This window comes from Rahnella rivi (assembly GCF_019049655.1).
Taxonomy (GTDB): Bacteria; Pseudomonadota; Gammaproteobacteria; order Enterobacterales; family Enterobacteriaceae; genus Rahnella; species Rahnella rivi.
The window spans coordinates 446122-469017 of the sequence record NZ_JAFMOX010000067.1; the positions used below are offsets into that span (position 1 = coordinate 446122).

Consider the following 22896-nt stretch of genomic DNA (forward strand, 5'->3'; position numbering starts at 1 on the left):
AGTTTCCTTGCGACTGAATGCTGCGCCGCAGCGTATTAACGCCACGGCGCGGGATGTCAGATGCGTTTCCAGGTGAAGGCGTAATGGTACTGACCGGCGGTCAGCAGGAAATCCGGGCTGACGCTCGGGCTCCACGAATCATCGCCGCCGACCCCCATATGGAAGCCGTCGATGTTCAGCCAGGTGCCCTGCTCTTCACGCAACAGGTGGCGATGGCTGGTGTCCATCAGCTGTTGCAGGCTGTAGCGGCTCAGGCCAAAGTGGAAATTGCCGCGCAACTGCCAGCCGGCGTAATCCAGCTCACGGGTGTTCTGGCGTAAACCACTTTCCGTCGGGAAGACGTAAGGTGTGTACAGATCGCCGAGCGGCAGCGTCCAACGCCCGTGCAGGGCAGCCAGACGGCGGTCCGGGTAGTTTTCATGCGGCCCGAGGCCCAGCCAGCTCGCTTTTTCGGCGGTGTCTGCCAGCTGACAGGTCAGCCCGATACGCCCCGGTGACGGGACGTTCGACGCCACGCGCACATCCACACTGATATGCAGTTCGCCCTGATTGTCGATGCGGTACGTTTTGCGGCTTAACAGGCGCGTTTCCTCTCCCGCCAGGAAAGCGTGCGTGGTGACGATAGCCACGCCGTCCTGCAACTGATCGGCGGAGATATTCAGCAGACGCGATTCCAGCTGATACATTCCGGCGGCTTTCCAGCGCTCCACCCAGGCATTCGGATCGATTCGCGTGACTTCGCTGACGCCGATGTCGTTATCCACCGGCGCACGGACAAACTGATCACGCAGCGCAGAAAGCAGGCGCGGCGTTTCGCCATCAAACCATTGCTCCAGCAAACCGCTTTGCTGACTGAACTGCCAGCGCTGCGCGCCGTGTACCACAGAAATCACATCACCCTGCTGATCCAGAACCGGCGCAGCGGCGGAGATTTTCTCCGGCACCGGCAGGCTGAGCGCCAGCGGAAGTTGCCACTGATCCCATGCGGTGCGATGTCCGGCTTCTGACCACGCGGTCGCCTGCGGCTGATGCACCGCGACGTTCAGCCACAAATCCCCTTCCGCCTGCGGAATATCCCCCAGATTCAGAGTTTGTGTGCCGTTCGGCGCGATATTGAGCACGGCTTCGCCCTGCGACACCACTTCGCCGTCACGTTCAATGCACCAGACCAGCTGCTCGTTATCGCTGTGGCGGAACAGGTATTCGCTCTGAATATCCAGCGTCAGCGGCGAGGTGCCGGTCAGCGTGAACTGGAAGAACTGCTGGGCGCGCTGCGCTTCGAACAAGGAAGGATGCGGCGTGCGATCGGCGAATACCAGACCGTTCATGCAGAACTGACGGTCGTTTGGCGTATCGCCAAAATCACCGCCGTAAGCCATATAACGCTCGCCGTCTTCGCCGGTGCGCAGCAGACTTTGATCGATCCAGTCCCAGACGAAACCGCCCTGCAGACGCGGGAACTGGCGGAACGCTTTCCAGTATTTGTCGAAGCCGCCAAAACTGTTACCCATGGCATGGGCATATTCGCAAAGGATCAGCGGACGCGTTTCGTCGGGCATGCTGATCCATTTTTTGATGGACCATTTAGGTACCGCCGGGAATGGCTGGTCCTGCTCAACGCGGGAATACATCGGGCAGATAATGTCGGTTGCCGCACTGTTGGCGCCGCCGCCTTCGTACTGCACCGGGCGGGTCGGGTCGACAGATTTGATCCAGCGGTACATCGCGTCATGGTTTGCGCCATGGCCGGATTCGTTGCCCAGTGACCAGATGATGATGCACGGATGGTTGCGATCTCGCTGAACCATGCGCGTGACGCGTTCGCTGAAGGCGTTGAACCACACCGGATCGTCCGACAGACGGTTCATCGGCTGCATGCCGTGAGTTTCAATATTGGCTTCATCGACCACATACAGGCCGTATTCGTCGCAAAGTTTGTACCACAACGGATGGTTGGGATAATGCGAACAGCGCACGGCGTTGAAGTTGTGCTGTTTCATCAGCACGATGTCGCGACGCATGGTCGCCTCGTCCATCACCTGACCGTTTTCAGGATGATGTTCGTGGCGGTTAGTGCCGCGGATCAGCACCGGCTGGCCGTTCACTTTCAACAGCCCGTTGCTGATTTCCACCTGACGGAATCCGACGTCGCAGGCTTCGGCTTCAATAAGCTCGCCCTGCGGAGAAATCAGGGACACCACCGCACGGTAAAGCGCAGGTTGTTCCGCGCTCCACAATGCTGGCTGGGTGACCGGCAGACGCAACGTGGTGCGGTCATAGGCCGCGCCGCGTTCATCAATGATGTCGCTGCCGAGCGGTTGCTGATGTTCTGCGATCGATTTGTCGCCCTGCCAGAGCTGCACGCGCACCTGATAATCAGCCGCGTTTTCCTGTGGCACGGCGGCGCTGACCTGCACTTCCAGTTCGGCCTGCGTAAAGCCGTGGAACAGATGCGTGCGCACCTGGTAATCCGTAATCTGTTCAAAGGGTTTATGCAGCAGGCTGACGTCACGGAAGATCCCGCTCATGCGCCACATGTCCTGATCTTCCAGATAGCTGCCGTCGCTCCAGCGCAGCACCATCACCGCCAGACGGTTTTCACCCGCCTGTAAGACGCCGCTGAGATCGAACTCCGCCGGTAAACGGCTGTCCTGCGAATACCCGATCCACTGGCCGTTACACCATAAATAGAAGGCAGAATTGACGCCGTTGAACACGATGCGCGTCTGGCCACTGTTCAGCCAGGCATTATCCACAGAAACTGTGAGCGAGTAACAACCGGTAGGATTTTCTTCGGGCACAAACGGCGGATTAACCGGAATGGGATACTGAACGTTGGTGTAAATCGGCGCGTCATACCCGGCAAGTTGCCAGTTAGACGGCACCTGTACGCGGTCGGCTCCCGCCAGATCCTGCTTCAGCCAGTGTTCAGGCACCGCTTCGGGGCGGGTGAAATAGCTGAAGGTCCACTCACCGTTCAGCGAGCGGATATTCGGCGATGCACTGTTCTGGCTAGCCTGGGCTTCATCCCGCCAGCTGTTGAATGGCGGGTGCGCCGCAAGGCGGTTGTACTGCGTGGATGCCGGTTTTTCCCAGTCACGACGGGCCAGAACGGCGGCCAGTGATGACAGTTTTTCGTCCGCTGATGTACTCATCATTTATCCTCTGCAAAATTGTTATGCGCTCACAATATAAGTCAACATGCGTAACATAGCGCAGTAAGTAAAGCAGAGGGGTGCAGGAAAGGGACGCGGATCACAGATTCCGCGTCGGGTCGTTCAGATTTTGAGAATTACAGCGCGCTGAGCTGACGTGCGATGCGGATCAGCTCCTGCGATAACGCTTCCTGAGAAACGCTCGCTTCGCCGACAGGTGCCGTGGTGTGGCGTTCAACCAGCGATGTCGGCAGCAACAGCGATGAACGGCGGCTGTCGCCATGGGTATGCAGATGATCAACCAGGCGGTTGACGCTTTCATGCCCCAGCAGGCGGAAATCCTGTTTGATGGTGCTGAGCGGCGGGAAGAAAAAAGCGCTGTCTTCGGTATCGTCATAGCCGATAACCGAAATATGCTCCGGTACGCGCAGGCCGAATTCGTGCACCGCGCGCAGCACGCCCAATGCCATCTGATCGTTAGCCACCAGAATCGCGGTAGGCCGCGCAGGCTGGTTCAGCAATAACAATGCCTGCTGGTAGCCGGATGCCGCGCTCCAGTCGCCGTGCTGAACCGCGCAGGGCGTCACCTGATGCTTTTTCAGCGTCTCCAGCCAGCCTTCATAGCGCAGCCGCGCAGAAACAGACTCCAGCGGGCCTGTCAGCACGGCAATTTGCTGATGCCCGAGCGCCAGCAGATGCTCAACGCCCTGCTCTGCGCCGCAATGCGGATCGAAGAGAATTTTAAACACATCCGCCTGAGGATCCACATCCAGAAACAGCGCCGGCAAGGTGCCGCACATCTGCGCAATGGCATCGGCACTGTCGTTCGACAAGGGCACGTTGATCAGGATGCCATCGACGCGCTGTGACATCAGCTCGCTCACCGCCGTCCGGCAGGCGGCGAGGCTCAGGTTGTCGGTCATCGAAATCACCACGTTAAACCCTAACTGATTCGCGCGGGTCTTGACCGCAGACGCAATCTGCGACGGCGCATGCAGCGCCAGTTCCGTGGTCGCCAGCCCCAGCGTATAACTTTGTTTACCGGCAAGCTGCTGTGCAACACGGTTCGGCACATAGTTCAGCGCCGCCATCGCCTTCTCGACTTTATCGCGGGTCTTTGACGAGACATGCGCCGCCTGATTGAGCACGCGCGAAACGGTCTGATAGGAAACACCGGCGTGGCGCGCAACATCATCCAGGGTGACAGATTTTGGCTTCATGGCTCTCTCTTCGGGGATTCAGGCGGGATTATATATGACGGGCTATTGTGGCCGGAAAGCAGACAATAAAAAAGGGGCCGAAGCCCCTTTGGTTAGGATCCTCACATTCCGGTGGTCAAGCACCGGAAGCGTAAGAATTACAGTACGTCGATTGCGTTCAGTTCTTTGAATGCCAGTTCCAGGCGCGTCACCATGGAAGACTGTGCAGAACGCAGCCATACGCGTGGATCATAGAATTTCTTGTTAGGTTTGTCCGCGCCTTCCGGGTTACCCAACTGACCTTGCAGGTAAGCTTCGTTTTTCTTGTAGAACTGCAGGATGCCGTCCCAGTTAGCCCACTGGGTGTCGGTATCGATGTTCATTTTGATAACACCGTAGCCTACAGATTCTTTGATCTCTGCTGCAGTAGAACCGGAACCGCCGTGGAACACGAAGTTCAGGCTGTTGTGTGGCAGGTTGTGTTTCTTGCACACGTATTCCTGAGAATCACGCAGGATCGTTGGAGTCAGTTTCACGTTACCTGGTTTGTAAACACCGTGTACGTTACCGAATGACGCAGCGATAGTGAAACGCGGGCTGATTGCGTTCAGTTTTTCGTATGCGTAATCAACGTCTTGTGGCTGAGTGTACAGTGCAGATGCATCCATATGGCTGTTGTCCACGCCATCTTCTTCACCACCGGTACAACCCAGTTCGATTTCCAGAGTCATATCGAGTTTTGCCATGCGAGCTAAATACTTGCTGCAAATTTCGATGTTTTCTTCCAGAGATTCTTCAGACAGGTCGATCATGTGAGAAGAGAACAGTGGTTTGCCGGTTTTAGCAAAGTGAGCTTCACCCGCGTCCAGCAGACCGTCGATCCATGGCAGCAGTTTTTTCGCGCAGTGGTCGGTGTGCAGAATAACTGGCACGCCGTAATGTTCTGCCATCTGGTGCACGTGGTGCGCGCCAGAGATTGCGCCCAGGATTGCCGCGCCTTGTGGCACGTCAGTTTTCAGGCCTTTACCTGCGATGAACGCAGCGCCACCGTTAGAGAACTGAACGATAACCGGGGAACGGACTTTCGCAGCAGCTTCGAGAACGGCGTTGATAGAGTCGGTGCCTACGCAGTTAACCGCTGGCAGAGCAAATTTGTTTTCTTTAGCGATAGCGAAAACTTTCTGTACATCATCACCAGTGATAACGCCTGGTTTTACGAAATCAAAAATTTTAGACATAGTTCTTTGTCCTGTATTCGTCGGCCGTAGATGGATTGAATCGGTTTGCTATGTCGCGCGAGTTCCACTGTGCAGCCCCTCGCGCGGCAAAGAAGAACAGGAAACCCTATGCTTCCTGTTCAGGGTTCATTACTTCTTAGCACGCTCTTCCAGCATCACAACCGCTGGCAGTGCTTTCCCTTCAACGAACTCCAGGAATGCGCCACCGCCAGTGGAGATATAGGAAATTTTGTCAGCGATACCGAACAGGTCGATAGCCGCCAAGGTGTCGCCGCCGCCTGCGATAGAGAAACCTTCGCTATCAGCAATGGCCTGCGCCACAATTTCGGTTCCTCTGCGGAAGTTAGGGAACTCGAACACGCCTACAGGACCATTCCACAGAATGGTTTTAGCGTTTTTGATGATCTCAGCCAGGCGGTAAGCAGACTCGTCGCCCATGTCGAGAATTTGTTCGTCATCTTTGATGTCTTTGACAGACTTCACGGTAGCAACGGCAGTTTCAGAGAACTCAGTGGCTACACGAACATCCGTAGGAACCGGAATGTCGCAGGTTTCCAGCAGTTTGCTTGCGGTATCCACCAGGTCAGCTTCGTACAGGGATTTGCCGACGTTGTTGCCTTGTGCGGCAACGAAGGTGTTAGCGATACCACCGCCAACGATCAGCTGGTCAGCGATTTTGGACAGGGAATCCAGAACGGTCAGTTTGGTGGAGACTTTAGAACCACCGACGATAGCCACCATCGGGCGTGCCGGGTTACCCAGCGCTTTGCCCAGTGCTTCCAGCTCTGCAGACAGCAGAGGGCCCGCACAGGCGATTGGAGCAAATTTGCCCACGCCGTGGGTAGAAGCTTGCGCGCGGTGCGCGGTACCGAATGCATCCATCACATAGATGTCACACAGTGCAGCATATTTTTTAGACAGTGCTTCGTCGTCTTTCTTTTCGCCTTTGTTAAAGCGAACGTTTTCCAGAACAACCAGCTCGCCTTCGGCAACTTCCACGCCATCCAGATAATCTTTCGCCAGACGAACTGGTGATTTCAGATGTTCTTTCAGGTAGTTAACAACCGGCAGCAGAGAAAACTCTTCGTTATATTCGCCTTCAGTCGGACGACCCAGATGCGAGGTAACCATCACGCGTGCGCCTTGTTTCAGGGCAATTTCGATGGTAGGTAAAGAAGCGCGGATACGTGCATCTGACGTTACTTTGCCATCTTTAACCGGCACGTTCAGATCCGCACGGATCAATACGCGCTTACCTGCTAAATCCAGATCGCTCATCTTAATAACAGACATGGTGAATCCTCTCGTTGATTCTCTTTAAAGTTGCTTGAAGGCGGTTTCGGCCAGAGAGGCCGGAACAACCGTACTAGAAACCGCTAGCGGACATTGCCAATGTTGTATCCAACATTCGGTTAGCAAAACCCCACTCGTTATCGCACCAGACCAATGTTTTTATCAGGTGCTTTCCACTTACCCGCGTTTGCGTTCCATCTACGATGGCGCTGTGGGGATCGTGGTTAAAATCTGTCGAGACTAATGGTAGTTCGGTATAGTCAACTATACCACGAAAAGCACCTGTTGCGGCCTTTTGCAGCAGCTGGTTCACCTCCGCTACCGTCACAGAACCCTCGACAAATACGCTCAGATCAATGGCTGTGACATTGATGGTCGGCACGCGCACGGAGATCGCTTCAAAGCGATCGCAGAACTTCGGCATGATGCGCGTGATCCCTGCGGCAAGCTTGGTATCCACCGGAATAATGGACTGGCTGGCAGCGCGCGTACGGCGTAAATCCGCATGGTACGCATCAATAACCGGCTGGTCATTCATTGAGGAGTGGATGGTTGTCACCGTGCCGGACTCAATGCCGTAGGCATCATCAAGCAGCTTGATCACAGGGATAATACAGTTGGTGGTGCAGGACGCATTGGAGACAATGCGGTGCTGACGTTCGAGCAACTGGTGGTTCACACCGTAAACGACGGTGGCGTCAAGATCATGACCGCCCGGATGCGCGAACAGAATTTTTTTGGCCCCGGCCGCAAGCTGGGTTTCGCCGTCTTCGCGGCTGCCGTAAACGCCGGTGCAATCAAGCACCACGTCAATGCTCAGTTCGCCCCATGGCAACTGGCTGGCATCTGGCTGATGGAAAAGACGGATTGAGTCATCGCCGACGTAAAGGTTTTCACCTTCCTGGCGGACATCCCAGGCGAAGCGCCCGTGGCTGGAGTCGTATTTGAGCAGATGGGCCATCCCTTCAGGGCTGGCAAGTTCATTGATAGCGATAACGGAGATTTCCGCCCGACGCCCGGATTCGTATAACGCGCGCAATACGCTACGGCCAATGCGACCAAAGCCATTAATTGCAATACGTATTGGCATACTTCTCCCTGTTACACGGTTGTTACTCAATATCAGTAACACCTATAGTAATGCAGCGTGCGTTTACGGTGAATCACCATCATCATCTGCCCGCACGATAGGTACAGCAGAAAAATATCGGTTTCCGACACGTTAACAACGTGGTCACGACGTTAAGCTCAATTAGCCTGACTGAAACGGTTCAGCTGAGAATAAACCAAACCCTGTCTAAAAGGAATAATTCCCCGAATTTCGCTGTGCGAATCGCGTCAATCGCTTAAAAAAACGTCATGCAAATCCGCGTATTCACAGTGATTTTACTTTTTCATCACCTTTCGAACAGTGATTATTCTCAAAAACCGACAGATTGAAACACTTTCAGAAGGGTGCGAGTTTACCGGGGTTTGCGCCAGAAGGGTTTGACCTGTGTCATTTGGCGGGAAAACGGCGTGCCACCCATGCATTTTGACGTAAAAAAAAAGCACCCGAAGGTGCTTTTAAGAAATCGCTATGAGCAGAATTACTTCAACAGCGCCTGTGCCTGAGCAACGACGTTGTCTACAGTGAAACCGAACTCTTTGAACAGCAGGTCTGCCGGAGCAGATTCGCCGAAGCTGTGCATACCGATGATTGCGCCATTCAGGCCCACGTATTTGAACCAGTAGTCAGCGATACCTGCTTCAACCGCAACACGTGCAGAAACGGCTTTCGGCAGGACAGATTCACGGTAAGCCGCATCCTGTTTGTCGAAGGCATCAGTAGATGGCATGGACACAACGCGTACTTTCGTGCCCGCTGCCGCCAGCTTATCAGCCGCTTCCACGGTGATACCGACTTCAGAACCGGTCGCAATCAGGATCACTTCCGGCGTACCGTCGCAATCTTTCAGGATATAACCGCCGCGTGCCACGTTTGCCAGTTGCTCAGCGGTACGTGGTTGCTGGGTCAGGTTCTGACGGGAGAAGATCAAGGTAACCGGGCCGTCGTTACGCTCAATTGCGTATTTCCATGCCACGGCAGATTCAACCTGATCCGCCGGACGCCAGGTGCTCATGTTTGGCGTCACGCGCAGGCTGGCGATTTGCTCAACCGGCTGGTGCGTCGGGCCGTCTTCGCCCAGACCGATAGAGTCATGGGTGTAAACGAACACGTTGCGGATTTTCATCAGCGCAGCCATACGCACGGCATTACGCGCATATTCGACAAACATCAGGAAGGTCGCAGAGTACGGCAGGAAACCGCCGTGCAGCGCGATACCATTGGTGATGGCGGTCATACCGAATTCACGCACACCGTAATGGATGTAGTTACCCGCCTGATCGTCACCGATAGACTTGGAACCAGACCACATAGTCAGGTTACTTGGTGCCAGGTCAGCAGAGCCACCCAGGAATTCAGGCAACACTTTACCGAAAGCTTCCAGCGCATTCTGAGACGCTTTACGGCTGGCGATGTTGGCAGGATTAGCCTGCAACTCTTCGATAAATTTCTGCGCGTCAGCTTCCCAGTTTGCTGGCAGCTCGCCGTTCACGCGGCGTTTGAACTCTTTTGCCAGTTCAGGATGGGCTTTGGCATAGGCTGCGAATTTATCATCCCATGCGGCTTCTTTAGCCTTACCGACTTCTTTAGCATCCCACTGCGCGTAGATATCCTGTGGAATTTCAAAGGCAGCGTATTTCCAGCCCAGTGCTTCACGGGTTGCTGCCACTTCAGCAGCACCCAGCGCCGCGCCGTGCACATCATGCGTACCGGCTTTGTTCGGCGAACCGAAACCGATCACGGTTTTGCACATCAGCAGGGAAGGTTTATCGGTGACGTTGTGTGCTTCTTCGATAGCCGCTTTGATGGCGTCAGGGTTGTGACCATCCACGCCACGCACGACGTGCCAGCCGTAAGCTTCGAAACGCGCTGCGGTATCATCGGTGAACCAGCCTTCAACGTGGCCATCGATGGAAATACCGTTGTCATCATAAAACGCGGTCAGTTTCCCGAGTTTCATGGTACCGGCCAGTGAACATACTTCGTGAGAAATACCTTCCATCATGCAACCATCACCCAGGAACGCATAGGTCTGGTGGTTAACAATGTCGTGGCCTGGTTTATTGAATTGCGCAGCCAGCGTGCGTTCTGCAATGGCAAAACCGACGGCATTGGCGATGCCCTGACCCAGCGGGCCGGTCGTGGTTTCTACGCCCGCGGTATAACCGTACTCAGGGTGGCCTGGGGTTTTGGAATGCAACTGACGGAAGTTCGCCAGTTCGCTGATTGGCAGATCATAACCTGTGAGATGCAGCAGGCTGTAAATCAGCATTGAACCGTGACCATTGGACAGCACGAAGCGGTCGCGGTCAGCCCAGTTAGGGTTGGTCGGGTTATGGTTCAGGTAGTCACGCCAGAGGACTTCGGCAATGTCAGCCATGCCCATAGGGGCGCCAGGGTGGCCGGAATTCGCTTTCTGCACGGCATCCATACTAAGTGCGCGGATTGCGTTCGCAAGCTCTTTACGAGAGGACATGTTCTACTCCAGGTCGGATTAATAAAGCAGTCAAGGAAGTCATTTTCTCAGACTCGGCATTAAATCGGCAATCTCTAATCACTCACGTGATGAAGTTCACAGAATACGCTTTTAAATCAGTGCGTTTTTTCGGACTTACACTATAGATCGGGCACTGCGAAAATCCTACCTTAACGCTATTCTTACAATGAGAGCCTGTTTTGGGCTGCATTACCTGTTTTGTTCACTTTTTCTGGGAATCTGAATTGATGAAATTTCGTCCTGTTATGTTGAGCCTGTTGGCCACCACGCTGATGAGCGGTTGTGCGACAGTGAATACCGATACCTTAATGCAATCCGGCGCACAGGCGTATCAGGCTTACACCCTGAGCGATGCCGATGTGAAAACCCTCAGCGTCCAGTCCTGTGAAGAAATGGATAAAAAAGCGCAAATCGCGCCAGACAGCAGCGAATATGCTCAGCGCCTGAAAAAAATCTCGGCGGCCCTGGGTGATAACATCAACGGCACGCCGGCCAACTACAAGGTGTACCTGACGAAAGACGTCAATGCCTGGGCGATGGCCAACGGCTGTATTCGCGTTTACAGCGGTCTGATGGACATGATGAACGATAACGAAGTTGAGGGCGTGCTCGGTCACGAAATGGGCCACGTCGCACTCGGCCACACCCGTAAAGCCATGCAGGTGGCGTACAGCGCTACCGCTGCGCGTTCCGCGATTTCCTCGCTGGGCGGCGTCAGTGCCACCCTGTCGCAATCGCAGCTGGCGGATCTGGGCGAGAAATACGTTAACGCACAGTTCTCCCAGAAGCAGGAATCCGAAGCCGATGATTACTCGTTCGATCTGTTGAAAAAACGCGGCATCGATCCAACGGGTCTGGCGACCAGCTTTGAGAAACTGGCAAAACTCGATCAGGGCAGCAGTATTGGCTGGTTTGACGATCACCCTTCTTCAGAAGCCCGTGCAAAACATATTCGCGAGCGTATTGCCGCTGGCAAATAATATAAAAAAAGAGATGCATGATCAGGTGCATCTCTTTTATTACTTCATAAAACACTTTCTGAAAATTCCTTAATTTTCCAATTAAATAAAAGTACTCTGCACAGAATCTGAAAATAATTCCCTTGCGTCTGTTTTTCTCGCTTAGTGACTTTGTTTGGTTATTCTTCCTGCGCATTGTTTTTATTTAACTGTCAAAGGAAGATGGATTATGAAATTTCGTATTACCTCAGTCGCGCTAGGCGTGGCTTTATTATTAAGTGGCTGCCAGAACGGTTCAGTCAATACCGACGCATTAATGAAGTCCGGTTCGGATGCTTATAAGGCGGCCACGCTGACCGATCAGGATGTCAGAAATATGACCGACGGCGCCTGTAAAGCCATGGATTCTGAATCAAAAATTGCCTCAACAAAAAGCAAATACACCAAACGCCTGAATAAAATCGCCAAAAATCTCGGCGACAACATCAACGGCACACCCGCGAATTATAAAGTTTACCTCACCAGCGACGTGAACGCGTGGGCAATGGCAAACGGCTGTATCCGTGTATACAGCGGGCTGATGGACATGATGACAGACGACGAAGTCGAAGGCGTGCTGGGCCACGAAATGGGCCACGTCGCACTGGGCCATACCAGAAAAGCCATGCAGGTCGCCTACAGCGCCTCTGCCGCACACAATGCTGCGGGCGCCGCCGGAGGTGTCGCCGGGCAACTTTCCAGTACCCAGCTGGCAGATCTGGGTGAGGAACTTATCAACGCACAGTTCTCTCAGAAACAGGAATCTGACGCGGATGATTATTCTTATGACTTGCTGAAAAAGCGCAACCTGCCGACAAAAGGGCTGGTAACAGCATTTGAGAAGCTGGCGAAAATGAGCGCTGGCAGTGAGAAGAGTTTATTCAGCTCGCATCCGCCTTCACAGGAACGTGCCGATCACATGAAAGAGCGTATGGCTCAGGATAAATAACGCCTGTGGCAAAAATGAATGGCAGCGCAGAGCTGAGTAAGCTCTGCGTTTTTTATGAGCCAAAGAATGTTCAGCCGTGGTGTAACCTGTCCGGACTCGCGGAACGGGAGATAAACAAAGGCAATAAAATAACCGGGAAGATGACTTTTTTATAAAACTCATGAATTGATTTCAATTTAAACATTCATGATAAAAATAAAAAAGGCACCAGAAAGGTGCCTTTGAACGAGATGACAGCGTCTGACAATCAGCCTTTTTTAAAGGCCTGCACGTGCAGCATTTCCAGCGCCAGTGTCGCAGCGGCCAGAGCGGTGATTTCTGACTGGTCGTAAGCCGGAGCCACTTCCACGATATCCATACCCACGATATCCAGATCCAGATCTTTCAGGCCACGAACCAGTTTCAGCGCGCGATCAGAAGTCAGGCCGCCGATAACCGGTGTGCCCGTGCCCGGTGCGTGCGCCGGATCCAGGCAGTCAATGTCGAAGCTCAGGTAAACCGGCAGATCGCCGACGATCTGCTTCACCTGCGCCAGGATATCATCCACGGTGCGGTCGTTAACTTGTGCAGCATCCAGAACGGTGAAGCCCAGATTTTTATCGAATTCGGTACGGATGCCGATCTGCACAGAGTGGTCAGCATCGATCAGGCCTTCGTTCGGCGCATGGAAGAACATCGTGCCGTGGTCGAATTTGCTGCCGTTAGAATAGGTGTCGGTGTGCGCATCGAAATGCACCAGCGCCATTTTGCCAAAGTGTTTGGCGTGTGCGCGCAGCAGTGGCAGGGTCACGAAGTGGTCGCCGCCGAAAGAGAGCATACGCTTGCCGGATGCCAGCACTTTTTCTGCATGCTGTTGCAGTTTGTCTGTCAAATCCTGTGCATCACCGAAGTTAAACACCAGATCACCGCAGTCGATGACATTCAGACGATCGCGCAGATCGAAATCCCACGGCCAGCGCTGACCTTCCCAGGCCAGATTTACAGAAACCTGACGGATAGCCGCAGGGCCAAGGCGTGCGCCTGAGCGACCAGATGTGGCCATATCGAAAGGAATACCGGTGATGACCCAGTCAGCTTCCGCAGTGTACGGCTGGAAGTTCAGCGGAAAACGCAGAAAACCAAATGCGTTGGAAACCAGAGAGTTATCAGGCTGATTGCCTAAGGTGCTCACTAATTTGCTCATAAACAATGTCCTCTTTTAACATCGTTGTGACGCCTGCTGCGACACAACGTGATGAAGTATAGATGAAAAAAAATCCCCATCGCGTCGTTAGCCCGACGAGAAAGGGATTTATGGAATTCATGCTGCGCAGCAAAAGACGCCCGTTGGCGCGAATTTTACCTTAATCCGGCTTAGCTTCAAGCCGGCTTACTTTCAAATCTGATGAGTGCGCACGCTTACTCGTCTTCTTCCAGATACGTGTAACCGTATAAACCGGCCTCAAACTCTTCAACAAACTGCGCCTGCAAATCGGCATCCAGATCGGTTTCTTTCACCTGATCGCGGAAACGGGCCAGCAGAACGTTCGGATCCAGCTGAACGTATTCCAGCATGTCGGCAACGGTATCGCCCTCATCGGACTGCTGCACCTCAATGCTGCCGTCAGGGAAGACGAACACGTCCACCGCGGCGGTATCACCGAACAGGTTGTGCATGTTGCCGAGAATTTCCTGATAAGCACCGACCATAAAGAAGCCGAGCACTGGCGGATTTTCCGGGTCATACGGAGGCATCGGCATGGTGGTCGCCACGCCGTCGCCATCGATGTAGTGATCGATAGTCCCGTCGGAGTCACAGGTGATGTCGAGCAGTACAGCGCGACCCACCGGCGGTTTATCCAGACCTTCCAGCGGCAGAACCGGGAACAGCTGATCGATACCCCACGCATCCGGCATTGACTGGAACAGCGAGAAGTTGACGTACAGTTTGTCCGCCATACGTTCCTGCAATTCGTCGATGATCGGACGGTGTGCACGGTTGCTCGGATCCAGCTGATCCTGAATTTTGTTGCAGATATTCAGGTAGATGTCTTCCGCCCAGGCGCGCTGCGTCAGATCCAAAATCCCGTGCGCATATTGCGAATGAACATCGTGCAGATCCATCTGGCTGTCATGCAGCCATTCACGCAGCGAACGACGGTTTTCCGGATCGTGCATTTCATTCCAGGTATCCCACATGCTGCTGAGCGCACGTGGCGCATCAGCTTCAGGCTGAACCGGATCTTTAAACTCGTTGCGCTCAACGCCGATGATGTTCGACACCAGCACGGTGTGGTGCGCGGTGACGGCACGGCCAGACTCGGTGATGACCGTCGGATGCGGCAGGCCGTGTTCATTACAGGCATCGCCGATCCCCCAGATCACGTTGTTGGCATATTCGTTCAGGCCGTAGTTCACCGAGCAGTCAGACTGCGAGCGGGTCCCTTCGTAATCCACACCCAAACCGCCGCCAACGTCGAAGCACTGAATGTTGACGCCCAGTTTGTGCAGTTCCACATAGAAACGCGCAGATTCACGCACGCCGGTGGAAATATCACGGATATTCGCCAGCTGAGAACCCAGGTGGAAGTGCAGCAGTTGCAGGCTTTCCAGACGCCCTGCGTCACGCAACATTTCAACTAGTTGCAGAACCTGAGAAGCCGCCAGACCGAATTTGGATTTCTCGCCGCCGCTGGACTGCCATTTGCCCGAACCTTGCGAAGACAGACGCGCACGCACGCCCAGACGCGGGATGACGTTCAGACGTTCAGCTTCTTCCAGCACCAGCTTAATCTCAGTCATCTTCTCGATAACCAGATACACCTTGTGGCCGAGCTTCTCGCCGATCAGCGCCAGACGAATGTATTCACGGTCTTTATAGCCGTTACAAACAATCACCGAACGGGTCATGCCCGCATGGGCCAGAACCGCCATCAGTTCAGCTTTCGAACCGGCTTCCAGACCCAGCGGTTCGCCGGATTCCACCAGAGATTCGATCACGCGGCGATGCTGGTTAACCTTGATCGGGTAAACCAGGAAGTAGTCACCCTCATAGCCGAACGATTCACGGGCGCGTTTAAACGCTGCGTTAATCGAACGCAGACGGTGCTGCAAAATTTGTGGGAAACAGAACAGCGCTGGCAGACGTTGGCCGTCCTGCTCGCGCATGTCTTTCACCAGTTGCGCCAGATCCACGCGTGCGGAAGGGACGTCCGGATCCGGGCAAACACTGATGTGGCCCAGTTCGTTGACGTCATAATAATTGTTACCCCAATAGGCAACGTTGTAAGTGCGCAGCATCTTGCTGGCATCACGATCGTTCACGGCAACCTCCTGCATGGAGCGCAAAGAAACGGTATCGCCCGCATGTGACGGACGGTGGGACTGGATGTCATCAGACATAGGTAAATCCTCTTTCTACACTGACAACATGGCCAGCCACTATCGCAGTAACAACAGGTGAGAACAACCCGCAAGGCTGGCTTTCAGACAGGATAAAAACCTGCGCGCCAGGGTTCGCAAACTGTTTTTCACTCATGTGATTATAGAATTCATCATTAGACTCCGTGGAACGGGTCAGAAGAAACCAATAGGAATAATGCCCCTAAGGTTGCAGGCTACGTCAGTTTTTATGGGGGAAGCGGCTGTTAACCGGCCCGATTTGGCTGAGTAGCGTCCGGATGTCGCAAACTGAGCTGTCTGTAGTCAGGCTGCATAAACGCGGCTGTCCGGCGGACAGAGTGTTTATAACATCGGATTGATGACAGAAATTTTTCAGAAAGGCGTGCAGCAGCAATGAACAGTGTCTGCCGGGGATGCTGTTGAAATGTAACAATCGGTAAAAAGTGGGTCATTAACCTAACCACCTCCACACGTGCCACGCATCACCCGCGGGCATTCGAGCTGAGAAAACAGTAATTACTGGGATACGCTGGCGTCGAGAAAGTGCCGGGCGCGCGCCGTTTATACCGGCAACCTGCTGTAAATGCAAAATGAAAATGCGGCCGGGATGGTTTCAGCACGTGAATATCACTGCCATGGCGCACAAAAACGCCATCTTCATCACAAAAATGACTGGCTTTCAGAACACCTGCTATCCTAAAATAGCCGTCCAGATGTTAATCCGTCCGTAACACCCCCCGACCATTCGCATTACAGGGGATCAAGGATTGACCGTCAAACTGCTTCAAGGCTTTGCCTTATGGGGACATGCAGGACGCATTGCGACAATGGCGAGCATAGCTCCTCATCTGCCAGTCTCCCCAGTGCTATGCAGTGATATCTAACCCGTCGTATGAAGGTAAAGAACATAATGGCTAAACACCTCTTCACGTCCGAATCAGTTTCCGAAGGACATCCAGATAAAATTGCTGACCAGATTTCCGATGCCGTACTGGACGCGATTTTAGAACAAGACCCGAAAGCACGTGTTGCATGTGAAACTTATGTCAAGACCGGCATGGTCCTGGTGGGCGGTGAAATCACCACTTCCGCCTGGGTCGACGTAGAGGAAATCACCCGTCAGACCATCCGTGAAATTGGCTACGTCAATTCTCAGATGGGCTTCGATGCCAATTCCTGTGCCGTACTGAGCGCTATCGGTAAGCAATCGCCGGACATCAACCAGGGCGTTGACCGTCAGGACCCGCTGGAACAAGGCGCGGGCGACCAGGGTCTGATGTTTGGTTATGCCACCAACGAAACCGACGTGCTGATGCCAGCACCGATCACTTACGCACACCGTCTGGTGCAGCGTCAGGCTGAAGTCCGTAAATCCGGCACCTTGCCATGGCTGCGCCCTGATGCGAAAAGCCAGGTCACTTTCCAGTATGACGAAGGAAAAATTGTCGGTATCGATGCGGTTGTGCTGTCCACTCAGCACTCTGAAGACATCGCGCTGAAAGATTTGCAGGAAGCGGTGATGGAAGAAATCATCAAACCTGTTCTTCCGGCAGAATGGCTGAACGCGGGCACCAAATACCACATCAACCCGACTGGCCGTTTCGTTATCGGCGGCCCTATGGGTGACTGCGGTCTGACCGGTCGTAAAATCATCGTTGATACCTACGGCGGTATGGCCCGTCACGGTGGCGGTGCGTTCTCAGGTAAAGATCCGTCTAAAGTTGACCGTTCAGCGGCTTACGCTGCGCGTTACGTTGCGAAAAACATCGTGGCTGCGGGTCTGGCCGATCGTTGTGAAATCCAGGTGTCTTACGCCATCGGCGTGGCGGAACCGACTTCCATCATGGTGGAAACTTTCGGTACCGGTAAAATTTCCAACGAGCAACTGACCTTACTGGTGCGCGAGTTCTTCGATCTGCGTCCATACGGTCTGATCCAGATGATGGATCTGCTGCACCCAATCTACAAAGAAACCGCTGCATACGGTCACTTTGGTCGCGAACATTTCCCTTGGGAAAAAACCGACCGTGCCGCTCAGTTGCGTGACGCTGCAGGTCTGTAATTCCCTTTTCAGACAATTCTGCCTGCCTGACCCTGCCCTTGTGGCAGGGTTTTTTATTGCTCTTTTTCCGGTAAAAAGTCTGAAAAAATCACCCACGCCCTGTTCAATGAAAACGGTTACAGATAATAATTCGTTATTAACCAATGCATTATTTCAATAGGTAAAAGTTTGAAACAGAATTTTGATTGATATATATCAATTTATGCACTATTAATTGGTCTGCTTAACCCCTTCCTGCTTTGCATCTCTTTGAATCCCTTCCAAAACAACAATCCTGAACATCGCCATTAGTGTAAACGATTACAACACTGTGACCGGGTTCACGTTAAGCTGGGAGCAGGGTTAATAACATAACAGCCTAAGCATTATTACAAACACTAAACGATTGCACTATTTTGGAGACCGGATGAACAACTCAACGTCGACCAAAGGAAAACGCTCAAACAAAAGCGTGACTTTCTTTGTCTGTTTTCTCGCTGCACTGGCCGGGCTTTTGTTCGGTCTGGATATTGGTGTCATCGCTGGCGCATTGCCCTTTATCAGCCATGATTTTCAGATCACTAACCATCAGCAGGAGTGGGTGGTCAGCTCAATGATGTTTGGTGCTGCGGTCGGTGCGGTCGGCAGTGGCTGGCTCAACTTCCGTCTGGGGCGTAAATACAGCCTGATGATCGGCGCAGTGCTGTTCGTTGTCGGTTCACTGTGTTCCGCCTTCGCGCCAAACACTGAAGTGCTGATCGTCGCCCGCGTGCTGCTGGGTCTGGCGGTGGGTGTCGCGTCTTACACCGCGCCTATTTACCTGTCAGAAATCGCTCCCGAGAAAATCCGTGGCAGCATGATTTCCATGTACCAGCTGATGATTACCATCGGTATTCTGGCGGCGTACCTGTCCGATACCGCTTTCAGCTACACCGGCGCATGGCGCTGGATGCTGGGCGTGATCACCATCCCTGCCCTGCTGTTGCTGGTGGGCGTGTTCTTCCTGCCGGACAGCCCGCGCTGGCTCGCCGCACGTGGCAATGACGACAAAGCCCGCCGCGTACTGGAAAAACTGCGTGACTCCACGGCGCAGGCAAAAAGCGAACTGGATGAAATCCGTGAAAGCCTGAAAGTTAAACAGAGCGGCTGGGGTTTGTTCATCAATAACAAAAACTTCCGTCGTGCGGTCTACCTCGGGATTTTGTTGCAGGTGATGCAGCAGTTCACCGGTATGAACGTCATCATGTATTACGCTCCGAAAATCTTCGGCATTGCCGGTTTCGCCAGTACCTCGCAGCAGATGTGGGGCACGGTGATCGTCGGTCTGGTCAACGTTCTGGCGACCTTCATTGCCATTGGTCTGGTTGACCGCTGGGGTCGTAAACCTACGCTGAAACTGGGCTTCCTGGTAATGGCTGTGGGCATGGGTATTCTGGGGACAATGCTGCATATCGGCGTGGAATCAGACTTTGCGAAATATTTCTCCATCGCGATGCTGCTGATGTTCATCGTGGGCTTCGCCATGAGTGCCGGTCCGTTGATCTGGGTACTGTGTTCTGAAATTCAGCCGCTGAAAGGCCGTGATTTTGGTATCACTGTCTCTACTGCGACCAACTGGATTGCCAATATGATCGTCGGTGCCACCTTCCTGACCATGCTGGAAAGCCTGGGCAACGCCAACACCTTCTGGGTGTACGCCGCGCTGAACGTGGTCTTCATCTTCATCACCATTGCGTTGATCCCTGAGACGAAGAACGTGTCTCTGGAACACATCGAACGCAATCTGATGAAAGGCGAAGCACTGCGCGACATCGGTAAGTAAGCGTCAAATTCCTCCCCTGCAAAGGGGAGGAATTCCATATTGCATCTCTCCCCCTGCAGATTTATCCTTCGCCAGATGAAAACCTCACGTCTCCCCATCGCCCTGCAACAAGCGGTTATGCGCTGCCTGCGGGAAAAACTCCTGATGGCAAATCAGTTTTTTGGCACCGACTATACGGAACCGGAAATCACCTACCAGCAACGCGGCACCAGCGCGGGCAGCGCGTACCTGCAACACTGGCAAATCCGGCTGAATCCGGTGTTATTACAGGAAAATCAGCAGCCTTTTATTGATGAAGTGGTGCCGCACGAACTGGCGCATCTTCTGGTTTATCGCCGGTTTGGCCGCGCGCCGGCCCCGCATGGCAAGGAGTGGCGCTGGATGATGGAGCATGTGCTTGGCGTCAGCGCCAGCCGCACGCACAAATTCGAAGTGGCGTCCGTACAGAGTAAAACCTATCCGTATTTATGCGCCTGTCGCGATCACCACCTGACCGTGCGCCGCCACAATAAAGTGATGCGTAAAGAGTCGGAATATCGCTGCCGTCATTGCGGCGAGCTGTTACATTTCAATGCTAAAGGCACCACTAATGGCTGAAATTTCAATCACTCAATAGCATCAATGTCCGATTGTCACGCCGCGCCGCATCCGTTACCCTTCCGACCTTTTCACATCAGGTCATTCAGAAACATGTTTCGCAAAACACTTTCAGCCTTTCTGTTTATCGCAGTACTCGCACCGGTCAGCGCCCTCAGCCAGTCCGGCAACGCCATCAATAATTTCAGCCAGGCCAAAGCCGCTGCGGTGAAAATCAATCAGGGTGCCCCCTCTTTTTATTGCGGCTGCGACATCAGCTGGCAGGGCAAAAAAGGCACGCCTGATCTCAAATCCTGCGGGTACGCGGTGCGCAAAAGCGAACAACGCGCCAGCCGGATCGAGTGGGAGCACGTGATGCCCGCATGGCAGTTTGGCCACCAGATGCAATGCTGGCAGGATGGCGGTCGTAAAAATTGTGCGAAAAACGCCGATTACCGTCAGATAGAAACTGACCTGCACAACCTGGAACCGGCGATCGGCGAAGTGAACGGCGACCGCAATAACTTCATGTACAGCCAGTGGAACGGCGGCGAAGGCCAGTACGGGCGCTGCGAGATGAAAGTCGATTTCAAAGCCAAGGCAGCTGAGCCGCCAGCCCGCGCCCGTGGCGCCATCGCCCGCACCTATTTCTATATGCGTGATCAGTACAAACTGAATCTTTCCCGCCAGCAAACCCAGCTGTTCACCGCGTGGGCCCGTCAGTATCCGGTGACGGCCTGGGAATGTGAGCGCGATAACCGTATCGCCCGTGTGCAGGGAAATCATAACCCGTACGTTCAGCAGGCTTGCGCTGAGCGAAAAGGCTAACTTAGTATTAAACACATCATCAGGGCACATTAGCTCGCGACAATGCGGGCTAATCACGACAAAATAGCCCGCTCAAACACGTTAAGGACAGCTGCCACACATGCGCATCCCCCGCATTTATCACCCGGAAACATTGACCGCCCACAGCGATATTGCGCTGTGCGAAGACGCCGCTAACCACGTCGGACGCGTTCTGCGTATGCAGCCCGGTCAGGCGATTCAATTATTTGACGGCAGCAATCAGGTCTTCGAGGCCAGCATTACGCAGGTGGATAAGAAGAGTGTGCGCGTCAGCCTGAGTGAAGGTGTGTTGTCGGACAACGAATCACCGCTGAATCTGCATCTCGGACAGGTGATTTCGCGCGGCGACAAAATGGAATTCACCATTCAGAAATCCATTGAGCTGGGTGCGAACACCATTACGCCGCTGTTCTCGGAACGTTGCGGCGTCAAACTGGACGGCGAGCGTCTGGAGAAAAAATTGCAGCAGTGGCAGAAAATCGCCATTGCCGCCTGCGAGCAATGTGGCCGCAACCGCATCCCGGAAATTCGCCCGGCGATGCAGCTCGAAGCCTGGTGTGCCGAGCAGGATGACAGCCTGAAGCTGAACCTGCATCCGCGCGCCAGTCACAGCATTAATACCCTGCCGCTGCCGGTGAAACATGTTCGCCTGCTGATTGGCCCGGAAGGCGGTTTATCCGCCGACGAAATTGCAATGACCTCCGGCTACGGATTTACTGATATCCTGCTGGGACCCCGCGTTCTGCGTACAGAAACCACAGCACTCACCGCGATAACGGCCTTACAGGTTCGTTTCGGCGATCTGGGTTAAGAGGAGACCAAATGATTAAGCTTGGCATCGTGATGGACCCGATTTCATCCATCAACATCAAAAAAGACACCAGTTTCGCTATGTTGCTGGACGCGCAGAGTCGTGGTTACGAACTGCACTACATGGAAATGAATTCCCTGTATCTGCGCGGCGGCGAAGGCCGTGCGACCACCAAAAAGCTTAGCGTGAAGCAGGATTACGACGGCTGGTATGAGTTTGGTACTGAGCAGGATATCGCCCTGCAGGAACTGGACGTGATCCTGATGCGTAAGGATCCGCCATTCGATACCGAATTCATTTATGCGACTTATATCCTCGAACGCGCGGAAGAAAAAGGCACGCTCATCGTCAACAAACCGCAGAGCCTGCGGGACTGTAACGAAAAGCTTTTCACCGCATGGTTCCCGGAACTGACGCCGGATACGCTGGTGACCCGCAACTCGGCCCAGCTGAAAGCCTTCCACAAAGAACACACTGACGTGATCCTCAAGCCGCTCGACGGCATGGGCGGCGCGTCTATTTTCCGTCTGAAACCGGAAGACGCGAACGTCTCTGTGGTGATCGAAACCCTGACCGAACACGGCAGCCGTTTCTGTATGGCGCAAAACTACCTGCCAGCGATCAAAGACGGTGACAAACGCGTGCTGGTGGTCGATGGCGAACCGGTGCCTTACTGTCTGGCACGTATTCCTGCGCAGGGCGAAACCCGTGGCAATCTGGCCGCCGGTGGCCGTGGTGAAGCGCGTCCGCTGAGCGAAAGTGACTGGGCGATTGCCCGCACCGTCGCGCCAATCCTTAAGCAGAAAGGCCTGATCTTTGTCGGTCTGGATATCATCGGCGATCGTCTGACCGAGATTAACGTCACCAGCCCAACCTGTGCGCGTGAAATCGAAGCCGCCTTCCCGATCTCGGTGACCGGCATGCTGATGGATGCCATTGAAAAGCGTCTGGCTGCGCGCTAACGTTCTTTGCTACACGA

16 protein-coding genes are annotated in these 22896 nt (G+C 53.9%); 8 read left to right on the forward strand and 8 right to left on the reverse strand.

Annotated elements, in window-relative coordinates; genetic code table 11:
* Positions 1-56: 56 nt before the first annotated feature.
* The 6 genes from J1779_RS25155 to tkt form a co-directional block, all read right to left on the reverse strand.
* Positions 57-3155: a beta-galactosidase gene (locus J1779_RS25155; RefSeq protein WP_217205040.1), complete on the reverse strand. Its 3099-nt coding sequence runs from the start codon at positions 3153-3155 to the stop codon at positions 57-59.
* Between the two features lie 137 nt (positions 3156-3292).
* A complete protein-coding gene (locus tag J1779_RS25160) occupies positions 3293-4375 on the reverse strand; it encodes a LacI family DNA-binding transcriptional regulator (protein ID WP_122096070.1) in 1083 nt (360 codons plus the stop codon).
* Between the two features lie 137 nt (positions 4376-4512).
* The gene (fbaA, locus tag J1779_RS25165; protein WP_056773197.1) at positions 4513-5592 is read right to left on the reverse strand and encodes a class II fructose-bisphosphate aldolase; all 1080 of its coding nucleotides are present in this window, start codon (positions 5590-5592) and stop codon (positions 4513-4515) included.
* A 129-nt stretch (positions 5593-5721) separates the two neighbouring features.
* Positions 5722-6885, reverse strand: a complete 1164-nt coding sequence (gene pgk / locus J1779_RS25170) for a phosphoglycerate kinase (protein WP_056773202.1) — start codon at positions 6883-6885, stop codon at positions 5722-5724.
* Between the two features lie 73 nt (positions 6886-6958).
* The gene (gene epd, locus J1779_RS25175; protein WP_122096071.1) at positions 6959-7975 is read right to left on the reverse strand and encodes an erythrose-4-phosphate dehydrogenase; all 1017 of its coding nucleotides are present in this window, start codon (positions 7973-7975) and stop codon (positions 6959-6961) included.
* A 499-nt stretch (positions 7976-8474) separates the two neighbouring features.
* Positions 8475-10469, reverse strand: a complete 1995-nt coding sequence (gene tkt, locus J1779_RS25180; RefSeq protein ID WP_217205041.1) for a transketolase — start codon at positions 10467-10469, stop codon at positions 8475-8477.
* A gap of 248 nt (positions 10470-10717) precedes the next feature.
* Here tkt and loiP (J1779_RS25185) point away from each other — a divergent pair, with 248 nt between their 5' ends.
* Positions 10718-11470, forward strand: a complete 753-nt coding sequence (loiP, locus tag J1779_RS25185; protein WP_122096072.1) for a metalloprotease LoiP — start codon at positions 10718-10720, stop codon at positions 11468-11470.
* 208 nt (positions 11471-11678) lie between these two features.
* Entirely contained in the window at positions 11679-12437 is a 759-nt protein-coding gene (gene loiP / locus J1779_RS25190) for a metalloprotease LoiP (protein WP_136375438.1), read from the forward strand.
* A gap of 247 nt (positions 12438-12684) precedes the next feature.
* Here loiP (J1779_RS25190) and speB read toward each other — a convergent pair whose 3' ends face one another.
* Both speB and speA read right to left on the reverse strand, forming a co-directional pair.
* Complete coding sequence (gene speB / locus J1779_RS25195) at positions 12685-13608, reverse strand: agmatinase (RefSeq protein ID WP_217205065.1); 924 nt, start codon at positions 13606-13608, stop codon at positions 12685-12687.
* A gap of 227 nt (positions 13609-13835) precedes the next feature.
* Positions 13836-15818, reverse strand: a complete 1983-nt coding sequence (gene speA, locus J1779_RS25200) for a biosynthetic arginine decarboxylase (protein WP_056773221.1) — start codon at positions 15816-15818, stop codon at positions 13836-13838.
* Between the two features lie 910 nt (positions 15819-16728).
* Here speA and metK point away from each other — a divergent pair.
* The 6 genes from metK (at position 16729) to gshB (ending at position 22879) form a co-directional block, all read left to right on the forward strand.
* Positions 16729-17880, forward strand: a complete 1152-nt coding sequence (gene metK / locus J1779_RS25205; protein WP_136375437.1) for a methionine adenosyltransferase — start codon at positions 16729-16731, stop codon at positions 17878-17880.
* Between the two features lie 406 nt (positions 17881-18286).
* A complete protein-coding gene (locus J1779_RS25210; RefSeq protein WP_056773228.1) occupies positions 18287-19681 on the forward strand; it encodes a sugar porter family MFS transporter in 1395 nt (464 codons plus the stop codon).
* Positions 19682-19756: 75 nt separating this feature from the next.
* Complete coding sequence (locus J1779_RS25215) at positions 19757-20278, forward strand: SprT family zinc-dependent metalloprotease (protein WP_056773229.1); 522 nt, start codon at positions 19757-19759, stop codon at positions 20276-20278.
* 93 nt (positions 20279-20371) lie between these two features.
* Positions 20372-21085, forward strand: a complete 714-nt coding sequence (gene endA, locus J1779_RS25220; RefSeq protein ID WP_217205042.1) for a deoxyribonuclease I — start codon at positions 20372-20374, stop codon at positions 21083-21085.
* Positions 21086-21185: 100 nt separating this feature from the next.
* Complete coding sequence (gene rsmE / locus J1779_RS25225; RefSeq protein WP_056773235.1) at positions 21186-21917, forward strand: 16S rRNA (uracil(1498)-N(3))-methyltransferase; 732 nt, start codon at positions 21186-21188, stop codon at positions 21915-21917.
* 11 nt (positions 21918-21928) lie between these two features.
* On the forward strand, positions 21929-22879 hold the full coding sequence (gene gshB / locus J1779_RS25230; RefSeq protein WP_056773236.1) for a glutathione synthase: 951 nt from the start codon (positions 21929-21931) through the stop codon (positions 22877-22879).
* The last annotated feature ends 17 nt before the right edge of the window (positions 22880-22896 follow it).